The sequence below is a fragment of the Enterococcus sp. PF1-24 genome, from assembly GCF_029893325.1.
Taxonomy (GTDB): Bacteria; Bacillota; Bacilli; order Lactobacillales; family Enterococcaceae; genus HY326.
In genome coordinates, this window is sequence record NZ_JARXWL010000015.1 from 1 (window position 1) to 14,962 (window position 14,962).

A 14,962-nucleotide genomic window follows, 5' to 3' on the forward strand; every position below is an offset into this window, starting at 1 on the left:
GAAAAAAGCAGTCAAGCAATGAAAGCTGCTTGACTGCAAAAATCAAATTATTCTATTGGATTTTCTCTTCACCAACACCAGTTGACAAAGAGCCATAAAAAAAGCCAATACCTTCTTCATCAAGAAGCTATCAGCTTTAATAACTATTAATTACATATGCTTAGAAACGTTGATACGATTAATCGCCCGGTGTAAAGCAACCGTTGCCCGACTTAACTCATCAACATTAGCTTTTTGTTTCGCTTCAGCAATTAATTGCTCAGCTCGCTGTTTTGCTCGTTCTGCACGAGAAACATCAATATCGCGAGAACGCTCAGCACTATCTGCTACGATTGATAACAAATTGTCACGAAATTCCAAAATGCCACCATTAACCGCAATCCAGTCAACATGAGTGTCAGAATCTGTTCGTTTCACACGAACCTCATCAATCGTTAAAGGAACAATAATCGGTGCGTGACGAGGCAAAATACCAATTTCACCATCTACCGTTTTGGCAACTACAATAACTGCATGGTGATCATAAACAATGCCATCAGGCGTTACTACATTTACAGTAATGTAATTATCACTCATGACGATCTCTCCTCTTAAAAAATATTTGAAAAAGCTACAAGAAATTGCTCCGCTTTTTTATCTAATCCAGCTACAAGGGCTAGCTCTCTTCGGCAAAATGAGAATGAAATTCGTGACATAAAACGCCACTATAATTTAATTCTGCATTTTGCTCAAGAGCTGAACGAGCCTTTTCCGCTTTTTTACCTTAATATCCCAATTTTTTAGCTTTTTCTACAACATCTTCAATCCGGCCGACACTACGGAAGGCTTCTTCAGGTAGATTGTCGTATTTGCCTTCTAAGATTTCTTTAAAGCCTTTAACTGTTTCAGTAACTGGCACATAGGATCCTGGTTGACCGGTAAATTGTTCGGCAACGTTAAAGTTTTGTGATAAGAAGAATTGAATTCTTCGCGCACGAGCAACTAAAACTTTTTCTTTTTCAGATAATTCATCCATCCCTAAGATAGCGATAATATCTTGTAATTCACGATAACGTTGTAAGACATGTTGAACTTTTGTTGCCACTTGGTAATGCTCTTCGCCAACAATTTCTGGAGATAGTGCACTAGATGATGAGGCTAATGGATCTACCGCTGGATAAATCCCCATCTCAGTAAGACGACGCTCTAAATTTGTAGTCGCATCTAAGTGAGCGAAAGCTGTTGCTGGCGCTGGGTCAGTATAGTCATCCGCTGGTACATAAATCGCTTGAATTGAAGTGATTGAGCCTTTTTTAGTTGAAGTAATCCGCTCTTGTAATTGACCCATTTCAGTTGCCAATGTTGGTTGATAACCTACTGCTGAAGGCATCCGACCTAATAAAGCTGAAACTTCAGAACCCGCTTGAGTAAAACGGAAAATATTATCAATAAACAATAGCACATCTTGACCAGCTACATCACGGAAGTATTCCGCAATTGTCAAACCTGTTAAGGCAACACGCATCCGCGCACCTGGTGGTTCATTCATTTGTCCAAAAACCATGGCTGTTTTAGCAATAACGCCAGATTCTTTCATTTCGTTATATAAGTCATTACCTTCACGGGTACGCTCACCAACACCGGTAAAGACTGAAATCCCCCCGTGCTCTTGAGCGATATTGTGAATTAACTCTTGGATTAAAACAGTTTTACCAACACCGGCACCACCGAATAAACCAACTTTCCCACCTTTTAAATAAGGGGCCAATAAGTCAATAACTTTTATCCCAGTTTCTAAAATTTCCGTACTGGTACTCAATTCATCAAAAGCTGGAGCTTTTTTATGAATCCCATGACGTGGTGCATCTTCTGGGAAAGGCTCTTCTAAATCAATGGTATCTCCTAAAACGTTGAAAACCCGACCTAAAGTAGCTTCACCAACGGGAACAGAAATTGGTGCTCCTGTGTCGATTACTTCCATTCCACGGCATAAGCCATCAGTTGATTCCATTGAAATTGAGCGAATAATGCCATCGCCTAACTCCAAAGCTACTTCTAAAACTACTTTTTGTTTACTACCATCATTTTTGTAAACAATCAAAGCATTATTAATATCTGGTAATGTCTGATCTAATGAAAATTCAACGTCGACTACCGGACCAATTACTTGGACGATTTTTCCAGAACTCATCGTAATCCTCCTTATTTATGCTAAACTAAAACTCCTATATTTTTCACACGTTATTGTCAGCTAGTTTTATAAAAACTATTCTAGTGCCGAAGCCCCACCGACAATTTCAGTAATTTCTTGCGTAATTGCGGCTTGTCTTGCTCGGTTATAAGAAATGGTTAACTCACCAATAATATTACGAGCATTATCAGTTGCCGTTTTCATCGCTGTCATCCCAGCTGCATGTTCTGCTGTTTTGGCATCAATAATTGCACCATAAATTAAACTTTCCGCATATTGCGGTAATAACTGATCTAAAATGGCTTCTTTTGAAGGTTCAAAAATATACTCCAATTCATGTTCAGTTGCTTCTTCAGGATCCAAATCCGAAATCGGCAACATTTTTTCCACTCGAAATTGGCTAGTTAAAGAATTAATATGATGATTATAACAAACATACAATTCGTCAAAAACCTCATTCTTGTACATGGTCGTTGTCATCGTTACAATCTTACGAACTTCTTCAAAGCTAGGCTGATCAGATAAATTGCGTAGCTCATAGGCTAAATCAATGCCACGCGTTTTAAAGAAATCAGCACCCGTTCCACCGATTGCCAACATCACATATTCAGCTTGTGAATCGTGATCATCAGCCAACATCGCCATCGTTTGCTTCAAAATTGAACTATTATAGCCTCCAACTAAACCACCGTCAGAAGTAATCACAATATAGCCAGTTTTCTTAACTTCTCGCGGAAATAGCATCGCATGATAATCACTGCCTTCAGCATCTTGGGCTAAATCCGTTAACTGAGAAGCAGCCAAATGAGTGACAATTTCTCGCACTTTTAGAGCATATTCTTGATAGTTTTTCGAAGCGACTTCTGATTTAGTCAGTTTCGCGCCAGAAACCATCTGCATCGCATTGGTAATCTGACTCGTTTTTTTAGTTGAAGCAATTCGCTGTTTAATTTCATTTAATGAATCGCCCATCTTCAATGCTCCCTACTTTAGTTTTCTCTCACTCAAACTTCTATTGAATCGCTTTTAAACGCTCTTCAGTCGAAATATTTTTCTTATTCGTTGCTTTAAAAATTTCCATATAGGCTTCAATCGCTGCTGTTAGTGACTCTTCAGCAGGCAAGTCCTTCGTTTGACGAATTTCTTCAAAGATTTCAGAGTGATTCATTTCTACAAATTCAAATAAGCCACTTTCAAAATCTAAAATTTTCCCAACTGGAATACTATCTAAAAAGCCATGAGTTAAAGCATATAAAATTAATACTTGTTTTTCAACCGCTAAAGGCTCATGTAGTTTTTGTTTTAAAATTTCTACTGTTCTACGGCCACGATTTAATTTAGCTTGCGTTGCTGCATCTAAATCTGAACCAAACTGAGTGAAGGCTTCTAACTCACGATAACTCGCTAAATCTAAACGTAAAGTTCCTGCCACTTTTTTCATGGCTTTAATTTGAGCTGAACCACCTACCCGCGAAACAGATAAGCCCGCATCAACAGCAGGCCGTGTGCCTGAATAGAATAATTCGTTATCTAAGAAAATTTGCCCGTCAGTAATTGAAATAACGTTAGTTGGAATATAAGCTGAAATATCTCCTGCTTGTGTTTCAACAAAAGGTAAGGCTGTCATTGAACCGCCACCTAATTCGTCACTTAGCTTAGCTGCTCGCTCTAATAAACGAGAATGTAAATAGAAAACATCCCCTGGATAGGCTTCCCGACCTGGTGGCCGACGTAACAGCAATGATAACTCCCGATAAGCAACAGCTTGTTTAGATAAATCATCATAAATAACTAAAACGTGTTTGCCGTTATACATAAATTCTTCACCCATTGCCGCACCGGCATAAGGGGCGATATAAAGTAACGGTGCCGGTTGTGAAGCCCCAGCTGTTACAACAATCGTATATTCTAAAGCACCAAATTTACGTAGCGTTTCAACTTGCGTACGAACAGTTGATTCTTTTTGACCAATCGCTACATAAATACAAATCACATCTTGGCCCTTTTGGTTGATAATCGTGTCAATCGCAATTGAAGTTTTACCTGTTTTACGATCGCCGATAATTAACTCCCGTTGACCACGACCAATTGGTACTAAAGCATCAATCGCTTTAAGTCCAGTTTGCATTGGTTCACTAACAGATTTACGTTCCATTACACCGGGTGCTGCTGTTTCAACTGGACGACTTTTATCGGTTACGATTTCTCCTAAACCATCTACGGGTTGGCCTAAAGGATTGACTACCCGACCAATTAAAGCTTCCCCAACAGGAACTTCCATAATCCGTCCTGTTCGTTTCACTTTATCCCCTTCACGAATGGATTCAAAATCACCTAAAATGATAATCCCTACATCATTAGTTTCTAAGTTTTGGGCCATCCCATAACTACCGTTAGAAAACTCCAAAAGCTCACCGCTCATTGCATTTTCTAAGCCATGAGCACGGGCAATTCCATCACCAACATAGGTTACGGTACCAATTTCTTCCATTGAAAGTTCTTGTTGATAATTTTCAATTTGCTGTTTAATTAAGGCACTAATCTCCTCAGCTTTAATCGCCATCTAAACTCACCTCTATTTTCGCAATAATTTCTTCATATTCTCAAATTTAGTTGCTACACTACCATCAATTACTTGATGTTGAACTTCTACAATTACGCCACCTAAGATTGCTGGATCTACTTTAGGAACCAAGGTCGCTTTTTGATAGTTAAAGAAGCTCGCTACTTCTTTTTCTAACGCCACTTGTTGTTCCGGTGTCAAAGGAATCGCCGTTGTAACTGTTCCTAGAGCAATGCCTTGTTGTTCATCATAATGACGTTCATACTCATCAATCATCAACATTAAGTCATTCATTCGATTATAGTTAAATACGACGGCTAAAAAATTATGAACAATGCCATCAAAAGCACTTAATAGCTGATCCATAATTTTGTTTTTTTCAGCTAAATCCAAACGGGGATCGCTTAAAATATTCCCCAAATCAGGCACTAATTGATAGATTTTGCGTACTTCAAGTAATTCTTGATAAATTTCAGTAACAGCTTGTTTTTCCTCCGCCAGTTCAAACAAAGCTTTGCCGTAGCGTTTCCCTACTGTAAATTTACTCAGTTTCATGATGACTGCCTAAATCGTCAATATATTGCGAAATTAATGTATTTTGCGTTTCTGGTGTTAATTCCTGCTCAAGAATTTTGGCTACTAATTGGATTGAAAGTTCAGCAACTTCATCCTTCACAGTAGCTAAGGCGGTTTCTTGTTCTTGGCGGATATCATTTTTCGCTTTTTCTTTCATTTTAGAAACTTCTACTTGTGTTTCCGCTAAAATATTTTGACGGCTAACTTCACCGTTTTCTTTGGCACTCTTTATAATTTCAGCAGCATCTGTTCGCGAATTTTGTAATTGAGATTCACGTTGCTTTTCCATCTCAGCAGCTTTAATTCGTGATTCTTCAGCGGCATCTAAATCATTGGCAATTTTTTCTTCCCGCTTTTGTAAAATTTCAGTAACGGGACCCCAAGCAAATTTTTTCAACAACAATAATAAAAGTAAGAATGAAATACTTACAGTAAGAACACTTCCAATTGTTGTATCAACTTGATGAGCCAATATCACATGCTCCAGCATTTATGCTCAACTCCCTTTTCTAACTGCATTAGTAAATTTATGTATAATATCTTTTCAAATCAGTTTGCAGCTATCAAATTTTAATGTACAAAAGAAAGCAGTCCTGCCGAAAATCTACCAGCAATCCTGCCTTCTGCCACAACTTACCGCTAATTATCCCAAAACTAAAAGTAATGAGATAACTACTCCCAAAATAGGCACCGCTTCTACGAAGGCTACCCCTAAAATCATTGTTGAGCGAATTTGTCCAGCCATTTCTGGTTGACGCGCCATTGAATCCAATGCTTTCGCAATTACCTTAGAGTTACCATAGGCTGCTGCAAAGGCTGCCCCTACAATTGCAATCGCTGCTGAAATATAATTTAATCCGTCCATTTTCTTTTCCTCCAATTAATAAAGCGTTATGCTTATTTTTTTATTTGAACTCTAACAACAAAGAATAAGTGCTTTGTGCTTTTATAATAAGCCAACTCTAATAAAAGAACTGGCAGAGTCGTTAAAAACTTAATTTTCCTCAACTTCAACTTTATGGCTCATAAATACCATAGTTAAAGTCACAAATACGTATGCTTGAATGGCCCCAATAAAAATTGAGAACCCAATCCAAACCATCTCTAAAGGCACAGCAAGTAACATACCTAGCCAGCCAACATTTAAAACAATTTCAACAATCAAACCTAATAAAACTTCACCGGCGAAAATATTTCCATAAAGTCGCAAACCTAAAGTAATTACATTAGTAAATTCTTCCATTAATTTGATTGGTGCAATAACTAGCGATGGTGATAAATAACTGTTAACAATATAACCTTTAAAGCCTAAGCGTGAAATCCCATAAAAAATGGTTAGTAAAATCACCATTGCCCCTAAAGTTAAAGTGACAACTGGATCAGCGGTTGGGCTTTTCCACAGTGAAATTTCCTGGTGAGTAACTACTTTTGTGACTAGCCCTAAACAGTTAGCTACAAAAACAAATAAAAATAAGGTAAATGCTAATAAATGAAAATTACCGACTTCTTTACTAGGCATATTACTTGAAATAATCCCTTGAACGAAATCAATCAACCACTCAATGGCGTTTTGTTTTCCTTTAGGTCGCATTGTCAATTTTCGGGTGCAAATAAACACCACTAAAAAGACAATCAAACATGTTAATAAGGTCATTAAACAAATCGTGCCATCAAACCAAATCCCCATAAATTGAAAGGTCCATGTTTTTTCTTCCAATTTTATGCTCACCTCTTTTCCCATTACCACTTTGTAAGAAAGCACTTCAGCTAAAACTGAAGTTTTCACGCTTACTTGTCTTCTCTCGTTACTAATAAATAATTTCAGCAGTCTGTACTGTCATAAATCACTTTTTTTGAAACTTACAAATGATTTTCAAAAAAATCACGAACCTTCAATACCAAAAAAAGCTTTGCTATATCTAGTTTTTTTACAACATTCCAAACTTTTCGTTTTCAAAAAAATCCAAGAAGACAATGCTCATATTATCAAATTTTTAACAAAAGTCAAAGGATAAACCTTTTAATATGCGAAAAAGAATATTCTAAATTTTAGCGGGAATAATTTTTCAACGTCCGATTGATTTGACGGTCAATATCTTTACGTTTTAAATCTTCTCGTTTATCGTATTGTTTCTTTCCTTTAGCGATGCCAATTAACACTTTAGCATAACCATCGCGAATATAAACCTTCAGTGGAACCAAGGTTACACCGGGATTTTTTGTTTCGCCAATTAAACGAGCGATTTGTTTTTTATGCAATAATAGTTTCCGCGTTCTTAAAGGGTCGTGGTTAAAAATATTCCCTTGTTCATAAGGGCTAATATGCACGTTATGCAAATAGACTTCCCCATTGCGGACGCGGGCAAAACCATCTTTCAAATTGATGCGGCTATTACGAATGGATTTAATCTCTGTTCCTTGTAAAACCATCCCCGCCTCCATTGTTTCAATAACGCTATAATCATGGCGGGCTTTCTTATTCTGGGCAATTAACTTCCCTTCTCCTTTTGGCATAAGCAAAACTCCATTTCTATTTATAAACCATCAGCAATCAGCTGCTAACGGACCTCTTCACTTATTTTTTCTTTTTCTTCTTGGTGGCTTTTTTATAAAAAGGCTGATTCTTTTTACTTTGCTTGCCTTTTTTTGAAAAAGATTTTTCATTTGGGTGAACAAATTTAGCTTTTTTCCCTTGTGATTTACCACGCCCCGCTTTTTCTTTGCTGCTTTTAGCTTTTTGGCGACGAGCAGTTTTTGGTAAATCAATTTCCGCTAATGTTTCTGCTGAAACTAACTCAAAGTCAATTTCACGGGTCTCTGGGTCCGCCTTAACAACTTTAATCCGGACTTTCTGACCAATCTTAAAGACTTGGCGCGTCCGCTCTCCCACTAAAGCCAAGTGGTTTTCAACAAAGTGGAAATAATCTTGTTTCAATTCATTAATATGAATTAAACCTTCTACTGTATTTGGCAACTCAACGAAAATCCCGAATTTGGTAACAGAACTAATAATGCCATCAAATTCTTCATCAATTTTATCAGCCATAAATTCCGCTTTTTTCAAAGCATCGACTTCTCGTTCAGCTTCAACCGCTCGACGTTCCATTTTTGAAGAATGTTGAGCAATATCTGGCAAGAGCTGCTGCCATTTCCCTTGGGTCGCTTTTGAAGTATCCTCATGATAAGTGCGAATTAAGCGATGCACAATTAAATCTGGATAACGACGAATCGGCGAAGTGAAATGGGTATAATAAGTAGCTCCCAAGCCATAATGGCCAAAATTCTCTTCAGCATAGCGAGCTTGTTGCATACTTCTTAAAAGCATCGTATTAATCACTAAAGATTCCGGTTTATCAGCAATATCTTCAATTACCTTTTGTAAATCTTTCGGGGTGATATCCCCTTTTGTGCCGCGAACTAAAATCCCTAAAGCCGCTGCAAAATCAAAGAAACGTTGCATTTTTTCTTCCTTAGGCTGTTCGTGAACCCGATAAATAAAAGGTAATTCTTTTTTCGCAAAATGTTCTGCTACTGTTTCATTGGCTGCTAACATAAAGGATTCGATTAATCTTTCACCAATTCCTCTTGTTCGCAAAATAATATCTTCAGGATGACCCTTTTCATCTACTAAAACTCGCGCTTCATGCTCTTCAAAAGCTAAAGCTCCACGACGTAATCTTTTTTCTTCTAATATTTTATGCAAAGTTGCCATATTTTGAAACATCGGCACTAAAGCTTGATATTCCGTCATCACTTCTGGGTCAGCGTCTTCTAAAATTTGATTGACGGCTGTATAAGTCATCCGTGCTGTTGTTTGAATCACGCTAGGGAAAATATCATAACTGACAACATTCCCTTGTAAATCAATCTCCATCTCACAACTTAAAGTAAAGCGTGGGACTTTAGGATTTAGCGAACAAATCCCATTAGATAAGCGTTGCGGCAACATAGGAATCACACGGTCAGTTAAATAAACGCTGGTTCCTCGCTCAAAAGCCTCACCATCTAGCGGGCTATCTTCCGTTACATAGTAAGAAACATCAGCAATATGCACCCCTAAGAAATAATTACCATTCCCTAACTGCTCAACCGTCACTGCATCATCTAAATCTTTAGCGTCAGCGCCGTCAATGGTCACAATCGTTTGCTTCCGTAAATCCCTACGGCCGACTATGTCAGCTTCCGTCAATTGATCTGGCACGCTATCCGCTTGGGCTAAAGCTTCTTCAGAAAATTTCGTGGGAATCCCTTTAGCCACCACAATCCCTAAAATATCCATACCAGGATCATTTTTATGGCCAATTACTTGCTTCACAAAACCTTCTAAACTGGTTGCATAGCCTTTTTCAGGATAATGACTAATTGCCACTTGAACGATGCTCCCATCAACAGGGCGAATCCCTTCAGCAGCGATATAAATTTTGAAACCTTGCATCTTCTTATCTTTAGGAATGACTACGCCATATAAGTCGCTTTCGGCAATTTCATCATCATTGTAAGCTACAAATTCTCCAACGGCTTGTTGTAACGCCCGCTGACGAATCTCTACCACCTTGCCTTCAGCTCCCATACCTGTTAGTTGATTGGCAGGTTTAATAATGTCAATGGCTACAATATCGCCATCCATCGCATATTGGGTTGACTCTTTCGGAATATAAACATCATCTTCTTCAGGATCAATCGTCACAAAGCCAAATCCACGTTCATTGCGGCGAAAAGTTCCTTCTACCACTAAAGGTGCTTGTGCTAATTTGATTTTGCCTTTTTTAGTAAAAATCACTGAACCATCTTGTTCCATTGAAGCAATCGTTTGGACTAAAAATTTAAAATCGCCACTCTTTTGTAACTGTAAGCCTTCAGCGATTTCTTCCATTGAAAAGCTTTTTTTGGGACTACTCTCCATATAAAGAATAATCTTCTGTTTAATCGTATCTTTACTCATTTATCTCCTCATTTTAGTTTAGCTTTCACTAAACTAGCTCTCATAATTTCTATTTTCATTTTTATCAGTTTTCCAAGCTAAAGTATTTAAAAAAGCTAAAACATCAGCTTCAAATTGTCGCCGTTCCGGCCCCACTGTTAAAACATGTGGGCTTTCAGGATACCACTGTAAAACAAAGCGCTTCTTCTGCAAAGCCTCAGCAACTTGAAAAACACTACTGGCAGCAATCATTTCATCTTGGCCTGCTTGCGCTAAAAATACTGGCGCGCTAATTTCAGTTAAATTTTTAAAAACAGTGGCCGCAAAATCATCAATTGCTGTCAATTGTTGCTTTACTAGCTCCAAGTATTTCGGTAATTGCGCTTGAATAGCTGTTTCTGACAAATTAACTAACTGTAGATTCTTTTGAACATATTTCATAAAATGAACAGGTACATTGTTTTGACTTAAACTTAAAGGTGAACAAAAACTGCCACCACCAATCAAGGCTGCATCGCCACTTTCTAACAGCTCCATGGCAAAAATCCCACCCATTGATAGTCCAAAAACAGCAATCTGCTGATAACCTTTCGTTTTCAAAAAACTAATGGCAGCTTGCGCATCTGCTAGCCAAGTTGAAACTGGCTGAGTTAAAATATCCTGTGGCTCCAAAGTACCATGGCCGGTAAACAGCGGTGCGTAGACACTGTAGCCATGCTTCTCTAAATAGCGACTGAGCATCCTAACATCATTAGGACTGCCAGAATAAGCATGTAGCAGCAACACACAACGCTCACCATTCTCTGAAAATAAAGTTTGTGGCATCTTTAAATCCATCTGACCAATCATCCCTTCAAAAAGGCTGCCCACACTCATTAAATAGGCAAACTTTCCGCTATTTATCTTACCTCTATTTTAGCACATTTCTAACAAAAGTTATTGTTTCACGCTGTTTTTTCTGAAGATTGCTGTGCAATTGCATTTATGCTTTTTTATACAAAAAAAGCGAGGAACTGATGACAATTCTGACATCTGATTCCTCGGCTCTAGTCTTTTGTGTTTACTTAGTAGACGATATGTAAGCTAGCACTAATAATAAAACCATCCATGCTGTTCCTAATACCGCTGTTGCTCGTTGCATCACTGCTTCAAATCCTCGAGCTTTTTGTTTGCCAAAAAGTTGGTCCGCCCCACCTGTAAAGGCACTGGCAGCACTATTTTGTTTACTCGGTTGCATTAAAATAACTACAACTAAAATAATAGATAAAGCAATCACAATACCCAAAAGTATATCTTCCAAGACTTGGAACCTCCTTATATCAGAATTCATCTCTATTACTTTAGCATAATTCAGGCGGAAAGACTACTATTTTTTATTAGTTAACTAAATTCTTTCTTTTAAACTTAATAAAATAATTTATTTCACTTACAAAAAAATACCTAATCTGCGTTAAATTTGTTTAAATTTCAGCCAGATTAGGTATTTTTTCTTCTATTATAATTAGTTATTTAAGAACGTCGGCATACTCAGCTTTAGTATCAAATTCTTTTTTAGCAAAAGGACATAAAGGCATAATTTTTTTACCTTCACGGCGTGCCTTTTCTACCCCTTGATAAACTAATTTTTCTGCCAATTTTTGTCCTCGATAGGCTGGGTCTACAAAAGTATGGTCAATAATCATTAAATGCTCGCCAGCATCAGACCAAGTCATTTCACCAATTTCAGCATCTTCATCATTTAGTAAAACGAAACGATTCTTCTCTTCTTTAATCTTAGTCATTTATTGTTCATCCTTTCGTATATATTTCAACGCACCACTAGGACAAGTATTAATTACCTGAATATCATCAGCCACCGTACTGTTATCAGCAATAATCCAAGGACGGCGACCAACTTCAAAGACAGCGCCATTACCTCTAACACAATTACCGATATGGGCGCAAATATCTTTATTATAGTAAATATCAATTTCTTCACCGCTATATTTACGATAACCTTTTTCAACTAACATTTCCGCTGTCACTTTTTTACCGTCAATTTTATTTCCATCCATTTTAGTTACCCCCTTGTTGATTTTAATGGAAAGAATCAAAAGCTTCTTTCTTGATACTTTAATTCTACCAACTAAAAGAGATTTAACAAAATGATATACCTTACGATTTTTTACTACTCTTATTCTTGTTTTGTCTTTTCAAAAAATCAAAAACCGTTTGCCAATATAATTGTGGCTCAATCGTCATCCCAGTTAAATGACCAGCTTCCTTAATTTCTAAAAACTCACAAGGACCAACAGTCGCTTCTTGCAAATTTAAAGCACAGTCAATCGGCACAAAATGGTCGGCACTACCATGAATAAGCAGCAGCGGTAAATGATTACTAGCCACCTGTTTAGTAGCCGAAGCTTCTTTTAACTGATAACCAGCAAACTTCTTGCTTTGATGATTAGCAGCCGGCATTAAAGGAAAACTTGGAAAATGCATAATATCTTTTAAAACATGCTCACATTCGCTATAAGCCGAAGTAAAGGCGCTGTCTGAAACTAAAGCATAGACATTAGACGGTAATTTTTCACCACTGGTCATTAAAACCGTAGCTGCCCCCATTGAACCGCCATGCAAAACAATCTTAGCTTTAGGGAAATTGGTAACTAACCAATTAATCCAAGTTAATAAATCTAAGCGGTCTAACCAACCCATGCCGATAACTTTCCCTTCGCTAGCACCATGGCCCCGCAAATCAGGAATTAAGACGTTATAACCTTTATTAAAATATTGATGACCAACATAAGCCATATCCTTTTTACCAGTAGAACGATAGCCATGCAGAGCAATCACCCAGTCCTGCGATTCATTTGATTGATTAAACACACTGCCGGCTAACCGCAAGCCATCATGGCTGACTACTTGCACGGCTTGCCCTCTTTGCCAAAATTCTTCCCCTTGATTAATTTCCATTTTTTCTTGAGTTAAAACATCAGGATATAAATCTAAAACTCGATTAGAAACTTTCTTTTGACGAAAACTTTTTGAAAGTTTATTATCACGATTAAGAACAATATCAATTAATTTAGCAGCAATAAAGTTCGCCACCACATAAAAAATAAGCACTTGTAATAGTAAAAAGAACAAGAGATACCACAAAAACATAGTTATTCCTCGCTTTCCAAGATAGTCAATCCCTTCATGAAATAAACTGCTCTTATTTATCTTCTTTAATTTTATCACTGAAGTAAAAATAAGTGCAGTAATATGGCCTATCTCTCCTTAAAATACACTTAAATAAATTAATTCTTAATAATTCAGAATCTTGAAGTTTTTTAACTACAAAAAAGCTAGAGATCTTAATCTCTAGCTTAATCATTTTTTTCAGTTGTTGCTAATCTTCAAAAAGATCATCCTTAAGTTCCTTCAAGTCATCTTCAAGATCTTCCATGTCGTCATGGAAATCATCATCATCTTGATAGCTCCAAAAAGTAATTAATTGGTACCAAGGTCGATCATTATTAGTAATGAATTTTCTAGGTGCAAATCCTGACATAGCAAAAGCCATAAACATCACTAATAGCCCTATTACTGTTAAACTTCCACCAATCATAGTGAAAAATTTTCGATTTATTTTCATAGTCTAACTACCTGCTTTCTAGGTTTAAAAAAGGCATGTTTTAAACCTGCAAATGTTTTTTTAGTGATTCTTAAGAAACTACCACTTATAGAAAACGTTAAAATTAATAATAAAATACCAATTCCGAAAAAGGCTGCTCCAGCGCCTAGTTGCATTGTGCCTAAATAAAGCGTATCAGCCATCAATAAAGGGCTAAGCACTGCAGCGGCTGCACCACAAATCGTACAAACAACACCAGTTAAGCCAGTTGAAAAAGGAATGCACCACAATACCAGATAAAAACTTGCTATAACTGCCACAAAGGCAATTAATAAGCTACCCCAAATCGGAAAACCAATCACTAATAAAACAAGCACCCAGGTACTCATGCGACGAGGAATGTCAATTTCAACCTCTTGAATACCAGCAGCTTCTTTAGCCAACTTTTTAGGGCTACCTAGCTTAGCTACAGCTTCCTTTTCTGAATAGCCATCTTCCATTAAATCTTGAATAATTTCATCATAATAGTTAATTAGCTGATGTATTTCACTTGGTTTTACTTCATAAGCCAGCTCATCAGCTAAGGCTTTAATAAAATCAATTCTGTCCATTATACAAATCTCCTTTTATTTAATTTCAATATAAATCGGCAACGCTTTGAATATAATCATGAATCTTTTCTAATTGCTCCCAATCATTTTGCAAGAAATTATCAATACTACTGATTCCTAAATCTGTTACTTGATAATATTTCCGCAAACGACCCTTGTGTTCCTTCGTATACGTCTGAACCCTACCGCTGACTTCCAAGCGTTTTAAAATCGGATAAAGCGTTGACTCGGTTATCGGTAGCAAAGCAGAAATATTTTTAACAATTTGATAGCCATAAGAATCATTTTGTTTTAAAGAGGCTAAAATACAATATTCGATAATACCTTTTTTTAATTGACTATCCATTTCTCCACCACCTTTTGTCGCTCTCATGAATTGTCTTTTTTCTTAATAAAATAATTGCTTCATGCTCCTTACATTCAATACTATACATTACATAGTATAAGGTGACAAGCTATATTCGCAAAAATCAGTCTAAAGTCCGATAAAATAATTTGGAAAACTGAAAAATATTAGCTA

18 protein-coding genes are annotated in these 14,962 nt (G+C 37.1%); all 18 read right to left on the reverse strand.

The features are described from left to right. Window positions 1–150: 150 nt before the first annotated feature. On the reverse strand, window positions 151–576 hold the full coding sequence (locus tag M2139_RS07910) for a F0F1 ATP synthase subunit epsilon (protein WP_280738292.1): 426 nt from the start codon (window positions 574–576) through the stop codon (window positions 151–153). Window positions 577–763: 187 nt separating this feature from the next. Beyond that, complete coding sequence (gene atpD, locus M2139_RS07915; protein WP_280738293.1) at window positions 764–2,170, reverse strand: F0F1 ATP synthase subunit beta; 1,407 nt, start codon at window positions 2,168–2,170, stop codon at window positions 764–766. A 75-nt stretch (window positions 2,171–2,245) separates the two neighbouring features. Continuing rightward, complete coding sequence (locus M2139_RS07920; protein ID WP_280738294.1) at window positions 2,246–3,142, reverse strand: F0F1 ATP synthase subunit gamma; 897 nt, start codon at window positions 3,140–3,142, stop codon at window positions 2,246–2,248. A gap of 40 nt (window positions 3,143–3,182) precedes the next feature. Next, window positions 3,183–4,733 (reverse strand): F0F1 ATP synthase subunit alpha, encoded by a 1,551-nt coding sequence (atpA, locus tag M2139_RS07925; RefSeq protein ID WP_280738295.1) that lies wholly within the window; start codon window positions 4,731–4,733, stop codon window positions 3,183–3,185. Window positions 4,734–4,745: 12 nt separating this feature from the next. Then, on the reverse strand, window positions 4,746–5,288 hold the full coding sequence (gene atpH, locus M2139_RS07930) for an ATP synthase F1 subunit delta (protein ID WP_280738296.1): 543 nt from the start codon (window positions 5,286–5,288) through the stop codon (window positions 4,746–4,748). Then, window positions 5,275–5,799 carry a F0F1 ATP synthase subunit B gene (gene atpF / locus M2139_RS07935; RefSeq protein WP_280738297.1) on the reverse strand — a complete coding sequence of 175 codons (525 nt, stop codon included), beginning with the start codon at window positions 5,797–5,799 and terminating at the stop codon, window positions 5,275–5,277. The genes atpH and atpF overlap by 14 nt, the downstream gene beginning before the upstream one ends. Before the next feature lie 153 nt (window positions 5,800–5,952). Next, window positions 5,953–6,174, reverse strand: a complete 222-nt coding sequence (gene atpE / locus M2139_RS07940; protein WP_280738298.1) for an ATP synthase F0 subunit C — start codon at window positions 6,172–6,174, stop codon at window positions 5,953–5,955. 129 nt (window positions 6,175–6,303) lie between these two features. Then, complete coding sequence (atpB, locus tag M2139_RS07945) at window positions 6,304–7,026, reverse strand: F0F1 ATP synthase subunit A (RefSeq protein WP_280738358.1); 723 nt, start codon at window positions 7,024–7,026, stop codon at window positions 6,304–6,306. A gap of 332 nt (window positions 7,027–7,358) precedes the next feature. Then, window positions 7,359–7,823, reverse strand: a complete 465-nt coding sequence (gene smpB / locus M2139_RS07950) for an SsrA-binding protein SmpB (RefSeq protein WP_280738299.1) — start codon at window positions 7,821–7,823, stop codon at window positions 7,359–7,361. Between the two features lie 61 nt (window positions 7,824–7,884). After that, entirely contained in the window at window positions 7,885–10,251 is a 2,367-nt protein-coding gene (gene rnr / locus M2139_RS07955) for a ribonuclease R (RefSeq protein WP_280738300.1), read from the reverse strand. 33 nt (window positions 10,252–10,284) lie between these two features. Continuing rightward, window positions 10,285–11,067 carry an alpha/beta fold hydrolase gene (locus M2139_RS07960; RefSeq protein ID WP_280738301.1) on the reverse strand — a complete coding sequence of 261 codons (783 nt, stop codon included), beginning with the start codon at window positions 11,065–11,067 and terminating at the stop codon, window positions 10,285–10,287. A 223-nt stretch (window positions 11,068–11,290) separates the two neighbouring features. Next, on the reverse strand, window positions 11,291–11,530 hold the full coding sequence (gene secG / locus M2139_RS07965) for a preprotein translocase subunit SecG (RefSeq protein WP_280738302.1): 240 nt from the start codon (window positions 11,528–11,530) through the stop codon (window positions 11,291–11,293). 205 nt (window positions 11,531–11,735) lie between these two features. Next, window positions 11,736–12,011, reverse strand: a complete 276-nt coding sequence (locus M2139_RS07970) for a GNAT family N-acetyltransferase (RefSeq protein WP_280738303.1) — start codon at window positions 12,009–12,011, stop codon at window positions 11,736–11,738. Continuing rightward, window positions 12,012–12,284, reverse strand: a complete 273-nt coding sequence (locus M2139_RS07975; RefSeq protein WP_280738304.1) for a (4Fe-4S)-binding protein — start codon at window positions 12,282–12,284, stop codon at window positions 12,012–12,014. Window positions 12,285–12,384: 100 nt separating this feature from the next. Then, window positions 12,385–13,377, reverse strand: a complete 993-nt coding sequence (locus M2139_RS07980) for an alpha/beta hydrolase (protein ID WP_280738305.1) — start codon at window positions 13,375–13,377, stop codon at window positions 12,385–12,387. Window positions 13,378–13,606: 229 nt separating this feature from the next. Beyond that, window positions 13,607–13,852, reverse strand: coding sequence for a hypothetical protein (locus tag M2139_RS07985; protein WP_280738306.1), 246 nt, complete (start codon window positions 13,850–13,852; stop codon window positions 13,607–13,609). Further along, complete coding sequence (locus M2139_RS07990; protein WP_280738307.1) at window positions 13,849–14,442, reverse strand: DUF1700 domain-containing protein; 594 nt, start codon at window positions 14,440–14,442, stop codon at window positions 13,849–13,851. The genes M2139_RS07985 and M2139_RS07990 overlap by 4 nt, the downstream gene beginning before the upstream one ends. A gap of 25 nt (window positions 14,443–14,467) precedes the next feature. Beyond that, complete coding sequence (locus M2139_RS07995; protein ID WP_280738308.1) at window positions 14,468–14,788, reverse strand: PadR family transcriptional regulator; 321 nt, start codon at window positions 14,786–14,788, stop codon at window positions 14,468–14,470. Window positions 14,789–14,962 lie beyond the last annotated feature (174 nt).